This is a genomic window from Microseira sp. BLCC-F43, from assembly GCF_041929235.1.
Taxonomy (GTDB): Bacteria; Cyanobacteriota; Cyanobacteriia; order Cyanobacteriales; family Aerosakkonemataceae; genus Microseira.
Window position 1 is genome coordinate 39,938 of the sequence record NZ_JBHFNP010000130.1, and the last position, 19,721, is coordinate 59,658.

General features: G+C 45.8%; 21 protein-coding genes, 1 tRNA gene and 1 pseudogene. 13 read left to right on the top strand and 10 right to left on the bottom strand.

The window, feature by feature from the left end:
- Nucleotides 1-136 precede the first annotated feature (136 nt).
- A complete protein-coding gene (infC, locus tag ACE1CM_RS18135; protein ID WP_374879017.1) occupies nt 137-670 on the bottom strand; it encodes a translation initiation factor IF-3 in 534 nt (177 codons plus the stop codon).
- A gap of 590 nt (nt 671-1,260) precedes the next feature.
- On the opposite strand from infC, the gene ACE1CM_RS18140 reads away from it, so the two are divergent.
- Nucleotides 1,261-1,458, top strand: coding sequence for a RepB family protein (locus ACE1CM_RS18140; RefSeq protein ID WP_374879019.1), 198 nt, complete (start codon nt 1,261-1,263; stop codon nt 1,456-1,458).
- Between the two features lie 69 nt (nt 1,459-1,527).
- Nucleotides 1,528-2,493, top strand: a complete 966-nt coding sequence (locus ACE1CM_RS18145) for an alpha/beta fold hydrolase (RefSeq protein WP_374879021.1) — start codon at nt 1,528-1,530, stop codon at nt 2,491-2,493.
- A 47-nt stretch (nt 2,494-2,540) separates the two neighbouring features.
- Here the strand turns inward: ACE1CM_RS18145 and ACE1CM_RS18150 are convergent, their stop codons facing one another.
- Complete coding sequence (locus ACE1CM_RS18150) at nt 2,541-2,882, bottom strand: BON domain-containing protein (RefSeq protein WP_374879023.1); 342 nt, start codon at nt 2,880-2,882, stop codon at nt 2,541-2,543.
- A 310-nt stretch (nt 2,883-3,192) separates the two neighbouring features.
- On the opposite strand from ACE1CM_RS18150, the gene ilvN reads away from it, so the two are divergent.
- On the top strand, nt 3,193-3,711 hold the full coding sequence (ilvN, locus tag ACE1CM_RS18155; protein WP_226583827.1) for an acetolactate synthase small subunit: 519 nt from the start codon (nt 3,193-3,195) through the stop codon (nt 3,709-3,711).
- A 10-nt stretch (nt 3,712-3,721) separates the two neighbouring features.
- Here ilvN and ACE1CM_RS18160 read toward each other — a convergent pair whose 3' ends face one another.
- Entirely contained in the window at nt 3,722-4,123 is a 402-nt protein-coding gene (locus tag ACE1CM_RS18160) for a helix-turn-helix domain-containing protein (protein ID WP_374879025.1), read from the bottom strand.
- A 164-nt stretch (nt 4,124-4,287) separates the two neighbouring features.
- On the opposite strand from ACE1CM_RS18160, the gene ACE1CM_RS18165 reads away from it, so the two are divergent.
- Nucleotides 4,288-4,680 (top strand): hypothetical protein, encoded by a 393-nt coding sequence (locus tag ACE1CM_RS18165; RefSeq protein ID WP_374879027.1) that lies wholly within the window; start codon nt 4,288-4,290, stop codon nt 4,678-4,680.
- Here ACE1CM_RS18165 and ACE1CM_RS18170 read toward each other — a convergent pair.
- Together ACE1CM_RS18170 and ACE1CM_RS18175 are read right to left on the bottom strand one after the other, a co-directional pair.
- Nucleotides 4,645-5,628: a zinc-dependent alcohol dehydrogenase family protein gene (locus ACE1CM_RS18170; RefSeq protein WP_374879029.1), complete on the bottom strand. Its 984-nt coding sequence runs from the start codon at nt 5,626-5,628 to the stop codon at nt 4,645-4,647. The two genes, ACE1CM_RS18165 and ACE1CM_RS18170, sit on opposite strands and share 36 nt — an antisense overlap.
- A 176-nt stretch (nt 5,629-5,804) precedes the next feature.
- A complete protein-coding gene (locus ACE1CM_RS18175) occupies nt 5,805-8,990 on the bottom strand; it encodes a tetratricopeptide repeat protein (RefSeq protein WP_374879030.1) in 3,186 nt (1,061 codons plus the stop codon).
- Nucleotides 8,991-9,272: 282 nt separating this feature from the next.
- On the opposite strand from ACE1CM_RS18175, the gene cysH reads away from it, so the two are divergent.
- From cysH to ACE1CM_RS18190, 3 genes are all read left to right on the top strand, one after another.
- Nucleotides 9,273-10,004 carry a phosphoadenosine phosphosulfate reductase gene (gene cysH, locus ACE1CM_RS18180; protein ID WP_374879032.1) on the top strand — a complete coding sequence of 244 codons (732 nt, stop codon included), beginning with the start codon at nt 9,273-9,275 and terminating at the stop codon, nt 10,002-10,004.
- A 75-nt stretch (nt 10,005-10,079) separates the two neighbouring features.
- Complete coding sequence (gene sbcD, locus ACE1CM_RS18185; RefSeq protein WP_374879034.1) at nt 10,080-11,366, top strand: exonuclease subunit SbcD; 1,287 nt, start codon at nt 10,080-10,082, stop codon at nt 11,364-11,366.
- Between the two features lie 162 nt (nt 11,367-11,528).
- Entirely contained in the window at nt 11,529-11,861 is a 333-nt protein-coding gene (locus ACE1CM_RS18190; RefSeq protein ID WP_374879036.1) for a hypothetical protein, read from the top strand.
- Between the two features lie 91 nt (nt 11,862-11,952).
- Here ACE1CM_RS18190 and ACE1CM_RS18195 read toward each other — a convergent pair whose 3' ends face one another.
- Nucleotides 11,953-12,171, bottom strand: a complete 219-nt coding sequence (locus ACE1CM_RS18195; protein WP_374879038.1) for a hypothetical protein — start codon at nt 12,169-12,171, stop codon at nt 11,953-11,955.
- Nucleotides 12,172-12,322: 151 nt separating this feature from the next.
- Here ACE1CM_RS18195 and ACE1CM_RS18200 point away from each other — a divergent pair, with 151 nt between their 5' ends.
- From ACE1CM_RS18200 to ACE1CM_RS18215, 4 genes are all read left to right on the top strand, one after another.
- The gene (locus ACE1CM_RS18200; protein WP_374879040.1) at nt 12,323-14,848 is read left to right on the top strand and encodes an NACHT domain-containing protein; all 2,526 of its coding nucleotides are present in this window, start codon (nt 12,323-12,325) and stop codon (nt 14,846-14,848) included.
- Nucleotides 14,835-15,053: a type II toxin-antitoxin system HicB family antitoxin gene (locus tag ACE1CM_RS18205; RefSeq protein WP_374879042.1), complete on the top strand. Its 219-nt coding sequence runs from the start codon at nt 14,835-14,837 to the stop codon at nt 15,051-15,053. The genes ACE1CM_RS18200 and ACE1CM_RS18205 overlap by 14 nt, the downstream gene beginning before the upstream one ends.
- 73 nt (nt 15,054-15,126) lie before the next feature.
- Entirely contained in the window at nt 15,127-15,345 is a 219-nt protein-coding gene (locus ACE1CM_RS18210; RefSeq protein WP_374879044.1) for a type II toxin-antitoxin system HicB family antitoxin, read from the top strand.
- 185 nt (nt 15,346-15,530) lie between these two features.
- Entirely contained in the window at nt 15,531-15,962 is a 432-nt protein-coding gene (locus ACE1CM_RS18215) for a hypothetical protein (RefSeq protein ID WP_374879046.1), read from the top strand.
- On the opposite strand, the gene ACE1CM_RS18220 is transcribed toward ACE1CM_RS18215, so the two are convergent.
- The 3 genes from ACE1CM_RS18220 to ACE1CM_RS18230 all read right to left on the bottom strand — a co-directional run bounded on the left by ACE1CM_RS18220 (nt 15,959) and on the right by ACE1CM_RS18230 (nt 18,385).
- On the bottom strand, nt 15,959-16,630 hold the full coding sequence (locus ACE1CM_RS18220; RefSeq protein ID WP_374879048.1) for a hypothetical protein: 672 nt from the start codon (nt 16,628-16,630) through the stop codon (nt 15,959-15,961). The genes ACE1CM_RS18215 and ACE1CM_RS18220 overlap by 4 nt on opposite strands.
- Nucleotides 16,631-16,710: 80 nt before the next feature.
- The gene (gene gltX / locus ACE1CM_RS18225; RefSeq protein WP_374879050.1) at nt 16,711-18,189 is read right to left on the bottom strand and encodes a glutamate--tRNA ligase; all 1,479 of its coding nucleotides are present in this window, start codon (nt 18,187-18,189) and stop codon (nt 16,711-16,713) included.
- A 122-nt stretch (nt 18,190-18,311) separates the two neighbouring features.
- A tRNA-Asp gene (locus tag ACE1CM_RS18230) sits at nt 18,312-18,385 on the bottom strand.
- A 252-nt stretch (nt 18,386-18,637) separates the two neighbouring features.
- Here ACE1CM_RS18230 and ACE1CM_RS18235 point away from each other — a divergent pair.
- Nucleotides 18,638-19,186 (top strand): pentapeptide repeat-containing protein, encoded by a 549-nt coding sequence (locus tag ACE1CM_RS18235; protein WP_374879051.1) that lies wholly within the window; start codon nt 18,638-18,640, stop codon nt 19,184-19,186.
- A gap of 56 nt (nt 19,187-19,242) precedes the next feature.
- On the opposite strand, the pseudogene ACE1CM_RS18240 reads toward ACE1CM_RS18235, so the two are convergent.
- Nucleotides 19,243-19,473: pseudogene (locus tag ACE1CM_RS18240) on the bottom strand (zinc ribbon domain-containing protein); the annotation flags it as partial.
- Nucleotides 19,474-19,508: 35 nt separating this feature from the next.
- Here ACE1CM_RS18240 and ACE1CM_RS18245 point away from each other — a divergent pair.
- Nucleotides 19,509-19,721, top strand: a 213-nt coding sequence (locus tag ACE1CM_RS18245) for a hypothetical protein (RefSeq protein ID WP_374879053.1), incomplete at its 3' end; no start/stop codon positions are given.

Consider the following 19,721-nt stretch of genomic DNA (forward strand, 5'->3'; position numbering starts at 1 on the left):
TATTATTGATAGCGTAGCACGCGCTCGCCCTTTCACCTGCGGCAGCGCGGCTCGCTTTTAATGATGCCAAAATTTGCGGTTCTCTAGCAAGCCAAGGAGCTATGTCAATCAACTCCAAGATCGTGCTAGCGAAGGGTTATTTTTTCGGAGCCAGCAGCATCATCATATTTCGTCCTTCTTTCTTGGGTGCTTGCTGCACTTCTGCCACTGCCTGCAAGTCCGTCGCCATCCGCTTGAGCAGTTCTTCTGCCAGGTCGCTGTGTTGGATTTCCCGACCTCGGAACATGACGGTGGCTTTCACCTTGTCACCATCCTTGATAAAGCCCTGCGCTTGCCTGAGACGCACTTGATAGTCGTGTTCCTCAATTTTGTAGCGCATCTTCACTTCCTTGACGTCAGAAGTGTGTTGCTTTTTCCGGGCTTCCCGCTCTTTCTTTTCCTGCTCGTATTTGTACTTGCCGTAATCCATGATCCGGCAAACGGGTGGATCGGCTTTATCGCTGATTAACACTAGGTCGAGTTCTTTTTCCTCTGCCATTGGCATGGCTTCGGCTGGGGTCATGATCCCCAGTTGGGTACCATCGGTGTCAATCACCCGAATTTTAGGAAATCTGATGCGTTCGTTGATTTGGGGGAGATTACGAGTGCGTTTTTTTTCGATCACAGGCATTGAGTAAGAGGTCTGCTAGCCTTTGAATAACAACTATTGGACTTACAAGAAGCAGTTGTCAGTAGATGCGGTCGGGGTTGCACGGATATTATCTCGTCAACCACGCTTCGACGCCCCAGAGGAGTCTGCCTGCTTGTACTTGCCATTCACTCTAGCAATTTTTTATCAGTTTCTGGATTCTCATGAAGTTCTGTAACAACTTGTTTCAACAGGAGACTCGCTGTTATAGATCAGAGGCACGATCGCCTTCGCTAACGCTTAGGGTAATTCCCGCCGGAATTGTTACCATAATAATCAGATGAAGATTTTTTAACTGTTTTGAAGCAACAGCGATCGTCAGCTTACTCCCGGCCCCAGCGCGGGAACATTAGCCACCACCTGAGCCTGCGGTCGTTTTCAGAGCAACTACCTAACAACACTACCGATCAAATTCAGGATTTACTCATGTTGCAGATGAACCTCCAGGCTGGCTTACATTCTCGGATGCGACACCGAGATATTGTTTCTACAAGCGAGATCTCCTGCACAGCCCCATTGCCACGGTTTGCGTGTTACTCGTCAACACTTGCCTACTGGGAGACCTTTTCTGCGTGGCTACCACAGTGCCTTTCGCCATTTCGGCATACAATAAGTGTACCATATCGGTACATAAAATGGCTGAAAAACAATTACACATTAGGATGTCCGAGGAAGAGTACAAAAAGTTGGTACAGTACTGCAAACAAAAGAAAAGAACTCAATCAGACGTGGTGCGAGAACTTATCCGCCGTTTGGTTGACGGCGATTAAAATCGCCGGATGCCCTTGTTTCATCCCCCCTACAACTATCGGTTGCTCTCCAACTACCGGAGGTTTGTGGTGACAAGTTCCCTCCACTGGCAGCAACGAGTTGGAAGTCAACGAGATTGGGTTTGGCGAGGTTGGCAAACTCGCTACACCTACATGCGACCGCAAAATTTACACCCTTTAGCAACGCCGTTAATCCTGTTGCACGGATTTGGCGCTTCCATCGGACACTGGCGACACAATCTGGAGGTTCTCAGTCAATCCCACCCGGTTTATGCCCTGGATATGTTGGGCTTTGGCGCCACTGAGAAGGCTGCGGCTCGTTACAATGTCGGTTTGTGGGTAGAGCAGGTCTACGATTTCTGGAAGGCGTTTATCGGGCAACCTGTGGTCTTAGTTGGCAATTCCATCGGTTCCCTTGTTTGTGCAGCTGCTGCGGCTGCTCATCCTGATATGGTACAGGGAATCGTGATGATGAGCCTGCACGACCCTTCGATGCGTAATGAGGCGATTCCACCCCTGCTGCGACCGGCGATCGCCACAATCGAAAATCTAGTAATGTCGCCTTTGGTGTTAAAAACCGTTTTCCAGCTGGTACGCCGTCCGTCTGTGGTTCGCAAGTGGGTGGCGATCGCTTACGCCAACAAAGAAGCCGTCACTGACGAACTGGTAGATATTTTAACTGGCCCTGCTGCCGACCGAGGTTCGGCACAAGCTTTCTACGCCTTGTTTAAAGCCATGACCAAGGTCGAGTTCGGTCCTGGCGTTAAGACCATCTTGTCTAAATTAGACATTCCCATGCTGCTGATTTGGGGTCAACAAGACCGGATGATTCCTCCCCAACTGTTCCGTCCTAGTCAGTTTCTCCAGTACAACTCCAAGTTACAGCTAGTCGAATTAGACAATGCCGGTCACTGTCCCCACGATGAATGCCCCGACCAAGTCAACCAGATTATCCTCGATTGGATTCACTCTTGGCGTACAAGCACAAACAAATCTGAATCGGTCATCGATGAAAAATCGGTTTCTTTACCTTGAGAAGCACAAGGGAGAGGGATGTCTCCCTTGTGCTTGCTCTGTCTCTGTTAACCTACCGTGACTTGATCGGTTTGGACAGAGGTCGCACCGTTGACGCTTTGCGCCACCGATACTGCTTTGTTAAGTACTGCTTGGGATGGAACTTCTCCTTTCAAAACTACCGTGCTACCCGTCTGCGCTACCCAAAGGCGTTCCAGATCGGCTAATTGGGCGTCTTCGTCGAAAGCTAAGGCAACTCGCTTTGCTAAACCGCTTTGGTCATATTCTCCGTTTAATCCCACTCGTTCTGGGGGAATTGTCTCACCACCAGGGGCTGTGCCGACAGGTGTCGGATTTGTTTGAGCATCTTGGGGTTTTTCCAGTCCGAATAGTCTTTGTAACCAACCCATGACAGTTTTTCCTCCTATCAAAAAAGATTGACTCTACTAACTAATTAAAGATTTTGGAAAATTTAGAGGGTTTACAGGCAAAAATATATAAAATATAGCTTAATAGCAGCTTCTAACTTTAGATAGATTCCTCTAAGAAAATCTTGCTGCTGGTAAGAGCAAGTGCTGCCCCTGTTGGTGAGTAGCAGCCCTGGCAGTGCTGCGCTCGCGGCTCGATCGCGATAAAATAAGATCCCTCATCCCAGGACTTGCTCGGTGCTTTCCGGGTGGAAATTTAGCGGCATGGAAAGCTTTTTTAGGTGACAAAGTTATGAAACACACCCTTTCGGTTTTGGTTGAAGATGAAGCGGGTGTTCTATCCCGGATTGCTGGTTTATTCGCCCGTCGCGGCTTTAATATCGAAAGCCTTGCAGTCGGTCCAGCAGAGCAAATGGGCATCTCTCGCATTACGATGGTAGTGCCTGGAGATGACCGCATCATCGAGCAACTCACCAAACAACTCTATAAGCTAATTAATGTCCTCAAAGTACAGGACATTACCGAAATTCCTTGTGTAGAGCGAGAATTGATGCTGCTGAAAGTGAATGCCACTAGCAGCAACCGATCGGAAATTATCGAATTAGCTCAGATTTTTCGGGCGCGGGTTGTAGATGTTTCCGAAGAGTCCCTGACGCTGGAAGTTGTCGGCGATCCGGGTAAAATGGTCGCGATCGTCCAGGTACTGCAAAAATTTGGCCTGCGCGAAATTGCCCGCACTGGTAAAATCGCCCTCACTCGCGAGTCAGGGGTCAATACCGAGTTTCTCAAGTCTCTGGAAGCAAAGATTTAGTGCGATCGCCTTATTTGTACAACTTGGCGTCATTATACGGTGGATGCTCGCAAGCGATATAGAGAGCATTCGCCGGTTCCAATGCTTTCCCGGTTAGCGGATCTGTTGGCTTGAGAACAAAGCACAGCAGGGATAAAGACCGCCAGTCTAAATTATCCAACTTTCCGCGCTCATAGCGGCTAACGGTTGCACCGCTGATGCCGATATCTTTAGGGATGGGTTCCCCCATAGCGGTAAACACCTGCATCTCGTACTCTTTGGACTTGAACTCGGTTTCCGTCGTTGACCAACCCTTTTGTTCTCTTGCCGCCCTTATAATCTTGCCCAACCTCATACGCCCTTTATCAGTGAAGCGCACGGGACGCAACTGTTTCTCGTTCTCGACTACAGCTTTGTTAGACAATCCTGACATTTCACCTACCTACCTTACCCCTCAAACTAGCACAGCATCGACTCTTAAGGATGGCTCAAGTGAAATTGCCGCTTCTCTGCATCGGTGCAAGAAGAATGGACTCGTGTTAAGATGAAGTGAGTTAAAAAGCACCACCTACCCCTCTAACCTGGAGTGCAAGAGCTATGACTACATTGTTCAGGCGGGTTGACCCGGCAAAGAAATTCCGCATTACCAAGGGACAAATAGCCAGAATTTTGGGCATTGCCGAGTCGATAATTGTAAAATTTGAGTGCTGGCCTTTTGTGTTGTTTGTTCATCGTAAAGATATAGGCGGACAGTTTGTCAGCTATCGCGTGCTAGAACATTGGAAGAATGCGATTGCATCCCAATTCCAACAATGTTCTACGCTACAACATCTCAATCATTTGTGGAGTACGATCAAAAACGATCGCAAAAAACATCGCAAGCAATACGAGGATTCTGTCCTCTCATTTTTGCAGAAAATTTGGCAGGAATGCCAAGATAATTTAGTTGAGCCTTTAGTCTATATTCAAAACGATTTTACCCATCATTGAACCTGCTTCCAGCAAGCGGTGAGCATCCGCAGCAGCTTCTAGGGGGAAGGTTTTATTGAGGTGAATTTTGAGCTTGCCTTCATCAATTAAACGGGCGCATTGGGAAAGAATTTTTGCTTGGTGTTTCAAGTCTTCTACGAGTCGGAGCAACATGGGAGTGAGCATTAATTCTAGACTGATGCGGAGATTGCGGGCTCGCGCGACTTTCCAGCTTGTCTTAGCATCAGGCTCCAAAATTGTCACGAGATCGCCATAAATCTTAACAGCGGGGAAAGATTTGGCAAAAATATCGCCACCGATGGTATCAAAAGCCAAGTCTACGCCTTCACCTTGCGTCCAATCTAAAGTTGCTCCAACAAAATCGGTTTGATTATAAAAAATTATTTCATCTGCGCCTAAGCTGCGGACAAAATCGGCTTTTTCCTGGGAACTAACGGTTGTGCAAACATCCGCCCCTTGTAATTTTGCCAGTTGAATCGCGACGTGACCGACACCACCCGCACCAGCATGAATTAAAGCTTTTCTGCCAGCTTCCAGGCGTCCTCTATCGTAGAGAGATTCCCAAGCGGTGATTAAAACCAGAGGTGCCGCTGCTGCTTCGGCGAAGGAGAGGGAGGCGGGTTTAGGGGCAACAAATCGCTCGTCTACCACTGTATATTCTGCGTAATTGCCGAAGCTCAAGCCCAATCCACCCCAGCAGAAATATACCTCGTCACCGGGGCGAAAGTTCTCCACGCCAGCACCGACTGCTTCGACGATACCAGCACCATCGCACCCCAAGATTGCTGGCATTTTATCGGGATAGAAAGTACCCCGCTGGCGTAATTTTGTGTCGATGGGGTTGATGCCTGCCGCCTTTAAGCGGATTAAAAGTTCTGTATCGCTTGGAGGGGCAGGGTTTGGGACTTGCTGTAGTTGCAGGACTTCTGGGGCGCCTGGGGCTGTCATTAGGACTCCTTTCACTACATCCTCCTTTGTTTTGTGCCGGGAGATAGTTTAGCAGTTTACCGTAGTTGGGGGGAGAACGATCGCTTTTTGGATTTGAACCGCCAAGACGCCAAGGACGCCAAGGAAGAGAGGAGAGAGAGGAAAGGCTTTCAATGCTAATCTTCTTTGTGAGGTGGTTATGCTTTGCCAAAACCTTTGGGATTTTTCTGAGTGCCGCTTTTGTGAGGTTTGTATTTAAAATTGGGCAATTCTGTCGATGTGGATTTGATGCGATCGCGAACGATTGCAAGACCTTTTCGGCAATTAATCGTGTCAGGATGGTTTGTTCCTAAGCGTCGCTGAAAAATTTTGCAAGCTTCGGCTAAAAGAGGTTCAGCTTTAGTGTAGCGCTTCTGGTTGTAATAAAGTAATGCCAGGTTATTTAAACTGACTGCCACTTCATTATCTTCTTCTCCTATCAGGCGTTTTTTCAGTTTCACCGCTTGCTTATACAGGGTTTCAGCTTCGGTGTAACGACCTTGTTCCTGATATATATAAGCCAAATTGTGTAGGCTATTAGCTACATTGGGGTCATCTTCTACCAATAGCTGTTTTCTCATATCCCATGCTTGCCTATACAAAGTTTCGGCTTCACTGTAGCGACCTTGAGCATGGTACAGATGAGCTAGAATATTCAGGTTTTTTGCCAATTCAGGATGGTCTTCTCCCAGCCGACATTTTTCCAGTTCCAGCGCTTGCTTATACAGGGTTTCAGCTTCGCTGTAGCGACCTTGAGAATAGTAGATATCAGCCAGATCTTTCAGGCTGGTTGCCATCATAGGATGGTTATGTGCTACTACACGCTTTCCCAGTTCTAAAGCTTGCCTATACAGGGTTTCTGCCTCACTATATCGGAGCTGAGATTGATAAAAATTAGCCAGATTGCTTAAATCTGTGACTAATTCTGGATGCTCCTCACCTAGCAATCGTTTATCTAGTTCCAAAGCTTCTAATAACAGAGATTCAGCTTGGCTGTATCGACCCTGTGATATGTATAAGCTGGCAAGGTTACTCAGACAAGTTGCCACTTCTCGATGCTCCTCTCCCCTTGTTCTACGGATGATTTCTAAAGCTTGCAGTAATAAAGGTTCAGCTTCGCTATGACGACTCTGAGATATGTATACAGCCGCCAGATTGTTGATAGTCATTGCTGTAATTGGGTTGTCATTTCCTAGCAAATCTATCCTAATTTTTACAGCCTGGATCGCTATTGATTCTGCTTCACTATAGCGTCCTTGTTGCTGGTATAAGTTTCCTAGATTATGGAGAATAAATCCAACAACATAAGTATGCTCTTCACCATATGAAGATCGATTTAGTTCCAATGCTTGTAAGAATAGCCGTTCAGCTTCACTGTAACGACCTTGCTCTTCGTATAGTAACGCCAAATTGTTCAAAATCATTGTGGGTTCATTCTCATCCTTGTCTGGCAACTTTTGCCAAATTTCTAAAGCTTCAAGGAATAAAGGTTCAGCTTCTTTGTATCGCCCCTGCTCGCGGTAAAGTTCTGCCAGATTACTTAGGCTAATTGCCAGATAAGGATGCTCAACACCCAATCGAGTTTGAGTGAGATTTAAACACTGCTGATAAAAATGTTCTGCTTGCTCATATAAATATTGAGCTTTGTAAAATCTGCCTAATGCCAACGAAGGCCAGAATATATCCTCACCACTTAGCCAATCCATCAATGTTGTGGCAGGTTCTGCAAGATGAGGAATTTTATAGAAAATTGAATCAATTAACTGACAACTTAATTTACCAGGTTCAGGAACTTGTTTTGCTACTGCCACAATAGCGTCTACAAACGCTTGGTTAAAATCATTCACCTGCTCTGACTGTTCTCGTTTCTCACGTAAATACTCTCGAATCAACTGATGCAGGCGGTAGGTTTCTTTACCTGTGCGCTGTAGCAAATTGCAACGAACTAAATCTACTCTGGCTTCTTCTATAAAATCTATTTCAATTTCTGCATTATCAAAAGATGGGAGATTTCTGTATGCCTGTTTTACTAAATCCCAAGGAATATCAGCCAAAGCAAACAAACTCAGCATACAGCCCAATTGTTGGGCATTTTCATCTAATCGTTCCCAACTTAAATCAAACGCATCAGCTACCCCTAGTTTTGCTGTCATTGTCGCATCAGCTTCAACGACGGATCTGTGTCTGATTCGCTTTTTCTCGAGTAGAGAAAGCATTGCTTTGAGTGACAAATCTGGGTCACGCTCTAAATATCGCCCTACCAGTTCCAAACCCAAGGGCAAATAGCCAAGCCAATTACAGATTTGTTGGGCTATTTCTAATTCTGGTTGAATTCGTTGGGCACCAACCAGCGATATTAATAAATCCAGTGCTGCTTCTGCTTTGAGTTCATCAAGCGATAAGTGCGCTAAAGATGAACCCAACTTTTCTCGCGTTGTGATCAATATTTTAAACGGGGATGTTTGTGGTGGTAAATAGGGCTTTACCTGCTTTCTGTAGTCGGTGACATCATCGATAACTATCAGCCAATTGCCGCAGCGCCAGTTTCTCCAGCAGTAGTTCAACTGAGTTTTTAAATCCCAATCTTCTGGCGGGTTCAGGTTGAAGAAGCTCCGAGCAAAATTAATGAATTGAATTCCTATATCGATTTCTCTGGCATCTATCCAACAAACCCCACCCGCTCTATCTCCTAAAGTTTCTAAATGTTGCCAAGCATACTGATTGGCGAGTTCGGTTTTGCCAACTCCGCCCATGCCTAAAATGACTGCGATCGCTTGCCCATCCTCTTGCTGCAACAACTCCTTCAGCTTTTGGATTTCATGCGATCGCCCAAGCAATTGTGCCGCACCACTGAGGGGAATATTCTCGCAATAATTAGTTGCCTTCTGATACAAATCGAGGGCGCTATTGTTGGGAAATAAAAAGTTTAAAATATTATATTGCTGCGGTAATTCTTGCAGGTTCACCCGGCTTACTGGTTCTTCTATTTGAAGCGCGGTGTCGTAAATCCAAAATTCATCAAAGTTACACAGAACAATATATCGAGGCTGGGGTTTCAGTTCGTGCCAATATTCCCTTGCTTGTTGAATGTGATGAGCAAGATTTTCGCCGCGACTTTTCATTTCCAGCAACAGTCGTGGACGCCAAACTAGATCGGGAAATTTGGTGTGCTTTCCTTGTGACTTTAGCCGATACTCCAGCTTTGCCCCTGCCTCAACGCATCCCCTGTGTCCAAAAGCTTGAAACAGTCGGTCGCAAAATAGCTGTGCTTCGCCTTTCTCATAGCCTTTGAGACTACGGGCATAGTTGACGAAGTGTTGAATTTTACTGGGAGTATCGGTCATTTACCTAGTGCGGCGTTCGCGCCTATTTATATCAATTACCTCTGGATCCCGGGGTGCGAAGTCTTACCCGTACACCTGTTGTTGTATGGTATATGGTCAAACGCGATCTCCAGCGCGAGGCGAGTGCTGCCCTCGTCAGCAGAGGAGTTGGGTGAGAAAGCAGGGTAGAACAAGCGATCGCATCCCCACCCACCTCATTTTTCAAATAAACCCCATTTCTCGCTCGGGGTATGTGCGTTTTAAGGTATAATTACCGTGTAAGAACAATCATAAAACCCGACGATGGTATCTTCCCTCAAAACCCCGATTGAGATCGGCAAACTGAACCTCGACGAACTGAACGAGAGATTTGCATCCGCCCATCCCAGAGAGATTTTAGCTTGGTGCGTTGAGAATATCCCCACGGGTTTTGTGCAAACCAGCGCGTTTAACGTGGATGATATGGTAATTACCGATATTCTCTACCGCGACCTCAAACCCGCGACGCCAGTACCAGTCATCTTTTTAGACACGTTATACCATTTCCCCCAAACCCTGGAATTAGTCAAAAAATCCCAGGAAGTCTACAACCTAGACTTGAGAACTTACAAAACTCCAGACGTTAACACCCGCGAAGAATTTGCCGCCAAGTACGGTGAAGCGCTGTGGGATAAAGATATCCTCCAATTCCACCAAATCACCAAAATTGAACCGCTCAACAGAGGTTTGGCAGAATTAAACACCGTAGCTTGGATTACCGGACGCCGTCGCGACCAAGCGCCCACCCGCGCCGAAATGCCAGTTTTGGAAATCGATAATCAAAACCGACTCAAAGTCAACCCCGTTGCCTATTGGACCCGCAAAGAAACCTGGCCATACGCATTTGAGCATGGGGTAATTTACAATCCTCTCCACGACCAAGGTTATCCCAGCATCGGCGACGAACCAATTACCACCAAAGTTGCAGAAGGCGAAGACGAACGCGCCGGACGCTGGCGGGGAACTGGCAAAACCGAGTGTGGAATTCATATTTAACTCATAGCTAATAGCTAATGGCTAATTGTGAATAACCTCGTACAATTAGCAATTAGCCATTAGCGATTAGCAACCATGATTAAAATCCTCCACCTCTCCGATATCCACATGGGAAGTGGCTTTTCCCACGGGAAAATTAACTCTCAAACGGGGTTAAATACACGGTTGGAGGATTTTGTCAATACTTTGTCGCGCTGCATCGATCGGGCAATTGAAGAACCTGTCGATTTGGTATTATTCGGCGGGGATGCGTTTCCCGATGCGACGCCAGCACCCAACGTGCAGGAAAAGTTTGCCAGTCAGTTTCGTCGCTTGGTAGATGCCGAAATTCCCACAGTATTGTTGGTAGGGAACCACGACCAACACGCGCAAGGACAGGGTGGGGCGAGTTTATGTATTTATCGTACCTTGGGAGTGCCTGGGTTTGTCGTGGGCGATCGCTTGGAAACCCACACCATTCAAACTCGCAATGGCCCAGTCCAAGTTATTACTTTACCCTGGCTGACCCGTTCTACCTTACTAACTCGGAAAGAAACCGAAGGTTTATCCCTCGCTGACGTTAACGATCTATTAATTAAGCGTCTTGAACCAGCACTAGAAGGCGAAATTAGACGCTTAGATCCAAATGTACCAACGGTTTTGCTGGGTCATTTAATGGCAGACCGCGCTAATCTGGGAGCAGAACGCTTTTTAGCAGTAGGAAAAGGCTTTACTATTCCCCTTTCTATGCTGACGCGACCTTGTTTTGATTATGTTGCTTTAGGTCACGTCCACAAACACCAAAATCTGAATCAATCGAACGACCCTCCAGTTATTTATCCCGGTAGCATCGAACGGGTAGATTTCAGCGAAGAAAAAGAAGACAAAGGCTTTGTATTAATTGAATTAGAAAAAGGTAGCGCCAAATGGAAATTTTGTCAAGTATCAGTTAGAGTATTTTGCACGATTGAAGTTGATTTATCTAAAGCAGAAGACCCGCAAGCGGTTTTAATCAAAGCAATTGGGAAAAAAGATATTAAAGATGCGGTTGTGCGGTTGATTTATAAACTGCGTTCCGAACAACTCGATCAAATTGATAACCCATCTCTGCACCAAGCTTTAAAAGATGCTCACACTTACACAATTCAAGCAGAATTAGTCAGTCAACTAGCGCGACCTCGCGTACCAGAATTGGGTGCGGGTAACAGCATTGACCCGATGGCAGCATTGAGGACTTATTTGGAGAGTCGAGAAGACCTTAAAAGTCTTGCATCTGAGATGCTAGAGGCAGCGGAAAGTTTGTTAGAAGGAGATCAAGAGGTGTGGTTAGATACACCTGAAGTTGAGGGAGAAAAAGCAGTTGGTCAGTTGCGTTTGCTTTAAGTTGGAAATAAATTAATCAAGCTCAGGACTTACGCAAAGTTTCTATATGTAGGGTGCGTTAGCGATAGCGTCAGGCACCATATACCATATTTAGTGTAGGTGCGTAAGTCCTAAAGCTGTAGGGACATTGATGATATTGGGAAAACAACATTCCTAAAACATTTGGCAATTAAGTGCATCGGCGGTAAATTTCAACCAGAAAGAGTGCCGATATTCGTGACGCTAAAAGATTTTGCCGAAGCACTTGGTCAACCTGATCTGTTGGCATACATCAATCGATTAATTCCCATGTTCTCCAGAGAAACACCCCATGATGTAGGGGCACGGCATCCGGGATCTTTCGGTTTAAGCACAAAGGTGGATGATGCCGTGCCCCTACACGAAATTATCCGACATGGCAGGGCATTAATTTTGTTAGATGGATTGGATGAAGTCAGAGATGCCGATAGTCGTCGTGTGTGTCCTGTAGGGGCAACCACGGGGGGATTGCCCTGACAAAACCCGTTAAAACAAGTTGAAATGATCGGATTGAGAAACCCGGTTTCGCCGAAGTTACCGGGTTTCTGGGGTTTTCTGGGGATATCTGCTAACGATCCTCCTGAAGTGCTTGTAGGATTTGAAAGCAAAGTTTGAGTAAAAAGATAAGGAAACCAGCTTGAGGATTTAACCAGGTGGCAAAACCAACGACAGCAAATTCAATCACTTTTAGCCAACATTGCTTTTTGTTAGATTGAGCGATCGCGCTATACTTCCGATTGGGTAATGGTTGCTGTTGTGCGGGTTGATTGGGGTTGGAAGTTGTCATATAACCTTTGAGGTGGTGAACTTCCTAAAGTCTGTCCAATTCAAGCTGGGAGTCTGGTGCAGCGAATTATCTCCAACTGTTCAAGCAGCGTTCAACTTTGTTCGATTGCTGTCTTTGTAGCTAGGATGGTCAAAAGGCAGCAAAATTAGATATGGCAGGGCAGATAGAGCGATCGCTACAACTCACAGAAGCAGGAATTAAAGTGGCGAATATGGCACTTGACAAACTTGCCATTACTAAATCCGAACTGGCAACCCGCATTACCGTATCGCGCCGCAAGGTTAAGGGTGCATCACCCAAAACCACGGTGGGAATATCCCGTACAACCATCAATAATTTCTTCAAAGGCGAACCCGTTCAATATCAGCAGTTCAAGGAGATATGTAAAGCGCTGGAGTTAGATTGGCAAGAAGTTTCTGGTCGATCTAAGCAAGCTAAAGCAGAATCATCCCAGGATAGACAGGAAAGTAACGCTGATATTGATGCTCTAGTGCAACAGGTGCGACAGCAGATACAACCTTACATCGAGGAAAAATGCGGCACAATGCGGGTGCTGGACATGAACCAACCAATTGAACTGGGCGAAATCTACACCCATGTCAATATCTTAGAGAAAATCGCCGGACGCAGAGGACTGGAACCAACAGATTTAATGCGGGACGTTTCCCCAGAAAATTATGAGCGGTTTTGCCTTGGAGATGTGCGAGAAAAGCGAATTCCGGGGTTAAAAGCGGTTGAGAAATTATCGAAATTGATGATTTTGGGAAAACCGGGTGCGGGAAAAACAACATTCCTAAAGCATTTAGCAATACATTGCATCGGCGGCAAATTTCAACCAGAAAGATTGCCGATATTCGTGACCCTAAAAGATTTCGCCGAAGCACCTGGTCAACCCGATTTGTTGGAATACCTCAATCGATTAATTCCCATGTTCGCCATAGAAACACCCGATGACGTAGGGGCACGGCATCCGGGATCTTTCGGTTTAAATACAAAGGTGAATGATGCCGTGCCCCTACGCGAAATTATCCGGCATGGCAGGGCATTGATTTTGTTAGATGGATTGGATGAAGTCAGAGATGCCGATAGTCGTCGCGTCTTACGGCAAATAAGCGAATTTACCCAACAATTTCCCCAAAATCAATTTGTTATCACCTGTCGCATTGCGGCGCGAGAATATACCTTTGAAAAATTCAACGATGTGGAAATTGCCGATTTTAATGATGAACAAATCGCCGATTTTTCCGGTAAATGGTTCCGCAATAAAAATGACCCGATTAAGGCAGATCGGTTTGTGCAAAAGCTGAAAGAAGATGCGCCCATCCGGGAACTAGCAACGAATCCATTACTGCTGACCCTGTTGTGTTTAATGTTTGAAGACTCCGGCAGCTTTCCCACTAACCGCGCCGAATTGTATCAGACTGGCGTGGATGTGTTGCTGAAAAAATGGGATGTGAAACGCAACATTGAGCGAGAGCAAGTCTACAAACGATTGTCGCCCAAAAGAAAGGAAGATTTGCTTAGTCAGATTGCCCGCACTACGTTTAAAGCTGGGAATTATTTCTTTAAACAAAAGGAAGTAGAGCGCTACATCACCCAGTACATTCAAAACTTACCAGATGCTAGTACCGATCCAGAAGTATTAGAACTGGATAGCGCCGCGGTTTTAAAGTCGATTGAGGCGCAGCATGGGTTATTTGTGGAACGGGCGAGGGGTATTTATTCGTTTTCGCATTTGACGTTTCACGAATATTTTACGGCACGCAAGATTGTGACGAGTTGCAATCCTTATGCTGCCGACGATCCAATTCTGCAAGGATTGGTTAGTCACCTAACTGAGAAGCGCTGGCGGGAAGTGTTTTTGCTAGCTGTTCAAACGGTAGATAGCGCAGACTTTTTGTTGCGGTTGATGAAATCAAAAATTGATAACCTGCTGACACAGGATAAAATTTTACAGCAGTTTTTGACGTGGTTGGATGAGAAAGCGCGATCTACTAAAGTGCCTTACAAGCTTGCTGCTGTTCGTGCTACTTACTTTGATCTTGAATGTCTATTTTTGACGGAAAGCGAATTATTTGAACTGGCGAATAATATAGACACTTCGATTAATATTTATCTGGAGCATGGTTTCAGTTTTGACCATGCTCTATCTCTTGACGCTGCTCTCATCCTAGCTATTGATGCAGCTATTCCATTTGCTAAAGGTTATTATAGTTGCATAATTGTTTGGCTTAGTTATAACTTAAATAAAGGAGATAGTAAAGTTACTATAGATCGATTTACTGCAATGCTTATTGAACAGTCTCTAAAGCAAGCTATCAAACATGGTCAAAATTATGGTTTGATAAATCAACTAAAATTTTTAAATAAACAGATCCCAAAAACACACAGGGATGAAGAATTAAAAACCTGGTGGCAATCCAAAGGTAAAGCTTGGGGTGAGCAATTGATAGCAAATGCGATCGAGCATCGCAATCTAGGGCATGACTGGCAGTTCAGCGATGAACAAAGAGAACGGTTGCAGCAATATTACAATGCCAATAAACTGCTAATAGATTGTTTGAATAGCGATTGTTACGTCAGTCGGGAATTGCGGCAGGAGATTGAAGAGACTTTGTTATTGCCAATTGAAGAGATTAAAAAGTATCAGCAGAGGAAAGACCGTGAAAAACATTAAAATAATTGTTGAAAAACATCCGGATGGTTATGTTGCTTATCCCCTTGGAGTTAAAGGTGTCGTTGTTGGAGAAGGTGACACCTATGAGGCAGCTTTAGCTGATGTCAAATCAGCCATCAAGTTTGATATTGAAACTTTTGGTGAAGATGTACTCGAACCGGAATCACCTGTGTTGGAAGCATTCGTTGCGGAGGCAAGTATCTGATGCCTAAATTTCCGGTGGATACTCCCAAAGCAAAAGTTATCAAAGCAATTCAACTTTTGAGGTTTCAAGAAGAATGAAAGACTATCACATCAACGTTTTCTACAGCGAAGAAGATGAAGGCTATATTGCCGATATTCCCGATTTGAAGTATTGCTCTGCTTTTGGTTCTACAGTTGAAGAAACTGTTAGCGAAGTGCTAAATGCTAAAGCTGCCTGGTTAGCAGCTGCTAAGGTAGAAGGTAAGTCTATTCCCAAACCTAAATATCGCCCTGCAATCTATCAAATTAACTAATAACCTTAGCATGTATCTACAAGCGATCGCATCTCACCACCCCTATCCCGAAAATGCGATCGCCAATGGCAAATAAACTATTAATTGCAAATATTTTTTTAATGATAAAAATATTTGCAAGCATAAACTAACGCAGAAAAAATTAAGATAAACTGCAAAAGTAAAAACTTCATCGGGTGTCTGGCATGTCCAAACTTTTGCCAGTAGTTTTAGTCGCAACTGCCCTACTTTTGGGTCGCGCAGAAAACCAAAATCTCGCAATCGCCGCAACTTGTGCAGGTGCTAGCTGTCCGCCGCCGCCTCTGGGGTTCGTACCCGGACAGCGCATCGATGTGGAGGTGGTCAATCAAACCGGCGTTACGGTGCTTTTGGCGGAAAAGGTGGCGGGGACTGACGCAATTCCGATTAGACCTGGACAGGCGTTGAGATTTCGACGGTGGCCCGCGACGGAACCGAATTTCTCGCTGGTGTTCTGGAGTACGATATCGCGAATTCTCACGGCGAGACTTTCTAAACCGAATCCGGACACCCTGCGAGTTGTGTTAATATCTGGGGGACGCATACCGGGCGATCGCACGATTTACATCCTCAACGATGGTCGGGTTATGCTTTTCTAACGCTGTTCTGAGATCCGAAGCGTGTAGGGTGCTTGTTTTTCTTTTCCATAGGAACCTACCCAAATTTCGTAAGTTCCAGGTAACCACTGACCCGCGAGGCCGGGATTTTTTCCTCTAAAATCATCATTGCACCAAATGCCCCCAGGCCCGCGTACCAGCAGCGTCGTATCTTCTCGACTTTCAACTTGAATGCTGAGATAGTTAAACGCAGAATTCAAAACTAAATTATGGTTAGGTTTAGCATCGGTAAAACCAACGCAGGGACCATTAGCTGTTTCTTGGCGACCGGCAATTTGACTGATGGAAACTGACCCGCCACCAACGCCTTGAACTCTAATCGGAGTTGGAGAAAAGCCAGGGCTGACGGTAATATTTTGTATATTTTGGGATCTCTGCGCCTGAACACCCGCTTGGGTTAGTAAACAGTAAACAGCAGAAAGTAAAAATAAACAAACAAAAGAAACCTGTTTTGTTTTTTTTGCTGGTTTTATACCAAATCCGGATTTATTTTCATAGACCGCGCAGGCGGTCTTTGTTTGTGTAGCCCCACCCTGAAGGGTGGGGGATAAAAGCCAACCTCGAAGCGGATTTGGTATTCGTTCCCAGGCAGAACCTGAGAACGCTTTTACCGTTAATCTTGACCCTTGATTCTGCAATTTGTTTTGCATTTTAACGGTGGATTGCGGATAAGCAATCGTGTATCAAATGTTTTGCACCTTCAGGGACGATCCGACTGGCAACAAAGTTCCTAGCTAAGTTCAGACAAGCGTTCTAGCGCCTGTTGCAACCGGGGTCGGTCGAGTGCCTTTTGATGCAATATCAGCCAAGATTGGATCAGGTCGGGGCCATGCACTTCGCCGGATAAACCTGCGCGCAGACTTCGCATTACCAATCCTTTTTTGACGTTAAGTTGTTTGGTGACTTGCTTGATAATTTCTCCCGCAGTTGCTTCGGTTAGCGATTCAATGCTATCTAAGGCGGTTAAAATTGCCTCAAGGGCGGCTGTTGCTCCTTCTTGTTGGAAATGAGCTTGAGCTTCTTCAGTAAAATCCACCGTCCCAGCAAAGAAAACTCGACTCATAGCAACTGCTTCCGGCAAGCGAGTAAGCGATGGACCGATCAAAGCCGCTATTTGTTGTAACCAGGAGCGATCGCCAACCAAATCGAACTGATATCCCGCTGCTTGCCAGTAGGGAATTAATTCATCCGTCAGCTTTTCTACCGGCATTTTGTGGAGATATTGACCGTTAATCCAGTTGAGCTTATCCCAGTCAAACTTTGCCCCCGCTTTGTTGACGCGATCGAAGCTAAACTGCTTCGCTGCTTCTTCTAGGGTAAAGATTTCCTGAGTCGAATCTGGCGGCGACCAACCCAACAAGGTCATATAATTAACCATTGCTTCGGCGGTGTAACCCATGTCTTTGAAGTCCCAGATCGAGGTTACCCCATCCCGTTTGGAAAGCTTGCGCCCTTCTTTGTTCAGAATTAACGGCGTATGGGCAAATTCCGGTACTGAAACACCAAATGCTTCGTAAAGCAAAATCTGCTTAGCTGTATTGGCAATGTGGTCTTCTCCCCGGATGACGTGGGTGATGCTCATATCCATGTCATCGACCACTACAGCAAAATTGTACAAGGGTATGCCAATTGTGGGGTGGGCATCTTGCCCGCCATCCCCATCCGCAGTCCGGGAAATCACCATATCGCCACCCAAGTCGCTACCTTTCCAGGCGACCTTTCCCCGTACCATGTCATTCCAGACAATTTCCCGGTCGTCATCTATTTTGAATCGAATCACGGGTTTGCGACCTTCCGCTTCAAACGCTGCTTGTTGTTCTGGCGTCAAGTTCCGATGTCGGTTATCGTAGCGGGGGGCAAGTCCTTTGGCTTTTTGCGCTTCCCGCATCGCCTCTAGTTCTTCTGCACTGGTGTAGCAGCGATAGGCTAAGCCTTTATCCAACAGATCTTGTACTTTCTGCCGATACAAGTCTAGGCGTTTGGTTTGGAAAATTGGCCCTTCATCCCAAGTTAATCCCAGCCAGGTGAGGCCGTCGAGGATGTTTTGGGTGTATTCCGGTTTTGACCGTTCTAAGTCTGTATCTTCAATCCGCAAGATAAACTGACCACCCTGATGACGGGCGAACAGCCAGTTAAACACAGCCGTTCTCGCCGTGCCAATGTGTAAATTTCCCGTGGGACTAGGCGCAATCCGAACTCTAACTGTCACAACTAACTATCTCCGGCAAGGCACGACTACTGTAGATTTTAGAGTTTATCTGAAATCCGCGTTCCCTGGCAGAAGCCTGGGAGCTTGGCATTCCCAGGCAGGAGCCTGGGAACTATAGTTTACGGGACTGACGGGGCTCGAACCCGCAACTTCCGCCGTGACAGGGCGGTGCTCTAACCGATTGAACTACAGTCCCTTGTTTCGAGCGCAATTTCCATTTTTACTATATTTCCAAGATTTGTCAAGTGTTTTTTAGAGGACTTCTATAAAATTTTTTTTGTTTGCCTATACACATAAATTGTTCTTTTTCCATCTTATTTACAAATCTTAAAAAACCTTTAAATAAATGTATCTGAGTTTACCAATATAGCATTCTAAAGGTTGAGTAGGCATAAATACTCAATTTTTTGAAATCAAGCCGGGTGGCGTACAGGTGGTCACAACTGCTGTGTTCAGCATCAAGATAGACATGGAGAAATTCAGTGCAGAGGAATTGCTAGCTCAATACGCTGGCGGCAAACGAGACTTTGAGCAAGTTGACTTAAGCGAGGCTTACTTGTTTGAAGTGGATTTAAGGCAAATCAATCTTAAAAATAGCAATTTAAGGGCAGCTCACTTGCCTTATGCCAATCTCAGTCAAGGGAATTTGCAGAAAGCTAATTTACAACATGCTCAATTGGCGGATACCCAACTTTACCAAGCTGATTTGTCTTTGTCTCACCTGCAAGGCGCGAATTTGTCAAGAGCCAATCTGCGTTATGCCAATTTGCGGGGAGCGGAGCTTAGGGGTGCGAATTTATACGGGGCAGACTTATATCATGCGGATCTGAGCGAGGCGGATTTAAGCGATGCTGATTTGAGAGCGGCGAATTTAGAGGGAGCGAATCTGGAGTCAGCGGTGCTAGTGGGTAGCAATTTGTTTCGCGCCCAGAATGGGGATTTTTCTCTGGCGGTGTGGGATCGCACCACCACTTTTCCCGATGGATATGGCAAATGAGCGCTGGGAGGAATTCTCAGTTGTCTCTTTTTTTACGTTGAGTAACCTTCTGGGCCCTAGAAGGGCGAAGCTTTCAGCAGCCCTGAAGTATCGTAGCCCAGTTGACAACTAAGAAACTCCGAACCTCGAAGCCTGGTTACAAAGGCTGCAATATTTGCAATATTCATTGCTCCATTTTCATCAGCGTCGCCATGCCATCTACAAGCCTGATTTGCACACTTAAACCGCTTCTCGCTTCTCAATCCCAAATGGTTACATTGATGACAGGTTTGAGACTTGAGCCACTCCCCGGTCTCTTGACACGGGGATTCAGGCTGGAATAATGGTACATCTTTTCGTCCGGTCTTGTTTGCACAAAACGACTATCTGGACATACTTTTCCAGCTTAAAGGAGATCCTCTCGGATGGGGAACCAGCCCACATACTTTCAGCATCGCCTACTTGTTCGAGGATTACCGACACCACTTATATGTCTCCAAAAAGAGCGGCGCAGCCCCCGGATGCTGCAAACAACACCCAACATAAAAGCTTGTCC

Coding starts and splice junctions, on each gene's coding strand:
- infC (WP_374879017.1), bottom strand. CDS start 670: ATGCCTGTGATCGAAAAAAAACGCACTCGTAATCTCCCCCAAATCAAC.
- ACE1CM_RS18150 (WP_374879023.1), bottom strand. CDS start 2,882: ATGGGTTGGTTACAAAGACTATTCGGACTGGAAAAACCCCAAGATGCT.
- ilvN (WP_226583827.1), top strand. CDS start 3,193: ATGAAACACACCCTTTCGGTTTTGGTTGAAGATGAAGCGGGTGTTCTA.
- ACE1CM_RS18160 (WP_374879025.1), bottom strand. CDS start 4,123: ATGTCAGGATTGTCTAACAAAGCTGTAGTCGAGAACGAGAAACAGTTG.
- ACE1CM_RS18165 (WP_374879027.1), top strand. CDS start 4,288: ATGACTACATTGTTCAGGCGGGTTGACCCGGCAAAGAAATTCCGCATT.
- ACE1CM_RS18170 (WP_374879029.1), bottom strand. CDS start 5,628: ATGACAGCCCCAGGCGCCCCAGAAGTCCTGCAACTACAGCAAGTCCCA.
- ACE1CM_RS18175 (WP_374879030.1), bottom strand. CDS start 8,990: ATGACCGATACTCCCAGTAAAATTCAACACTTCGTCAACTATGCCCGT.
- cysH (WP_374879032.1), top strand. CDS start 9,273: ATGGTATCTTCCCTCAAAACCCCGATTGAGATCGGCAAACTGAACCTC.
- sbcD (WP_374879034.1), top strand. CDS start 10,080: ATGATTAAAATCCTCCACCTCTCCGATATCCACATGGGAAGTGGCTTT.
- ACE1CM_RS18195 (WP_374879038.1), bottom strand. CDS start 12,171: ATGACAACTTCCAACCCCAATCAACCCGCACAACAGCAACCATTACCC.
- ACE1CM_RS18200 (WP_374879040.1), top strand. CDS start 12,323: ATGGCAGGGCAGATAGAGCGATCGCTACAACTCACAGAAGCAGGAATT.
- ACE1CM_RS18210 (WP_374879044.1), top strand. CDS start 15,127: ATGAAAGACTATCACATCAACGTTTTCTACAGCGAAGAAGATGAAGGC.
- ACE1CM_RS18215 (WP_374879046.1), top strand. CDS start 15,531: ATGTCCAAACTTTTGCCAGTAGTTTTAGTCGCAACTGCCCTACTTTTG.
- ACE1CM_RS18220 (WP_374879048.1), bottom strand. CDS start 16,630: ATGCAAAACAAATTGCAGAATCAAGGGTCAAGATTAACGGTAAAAGCG.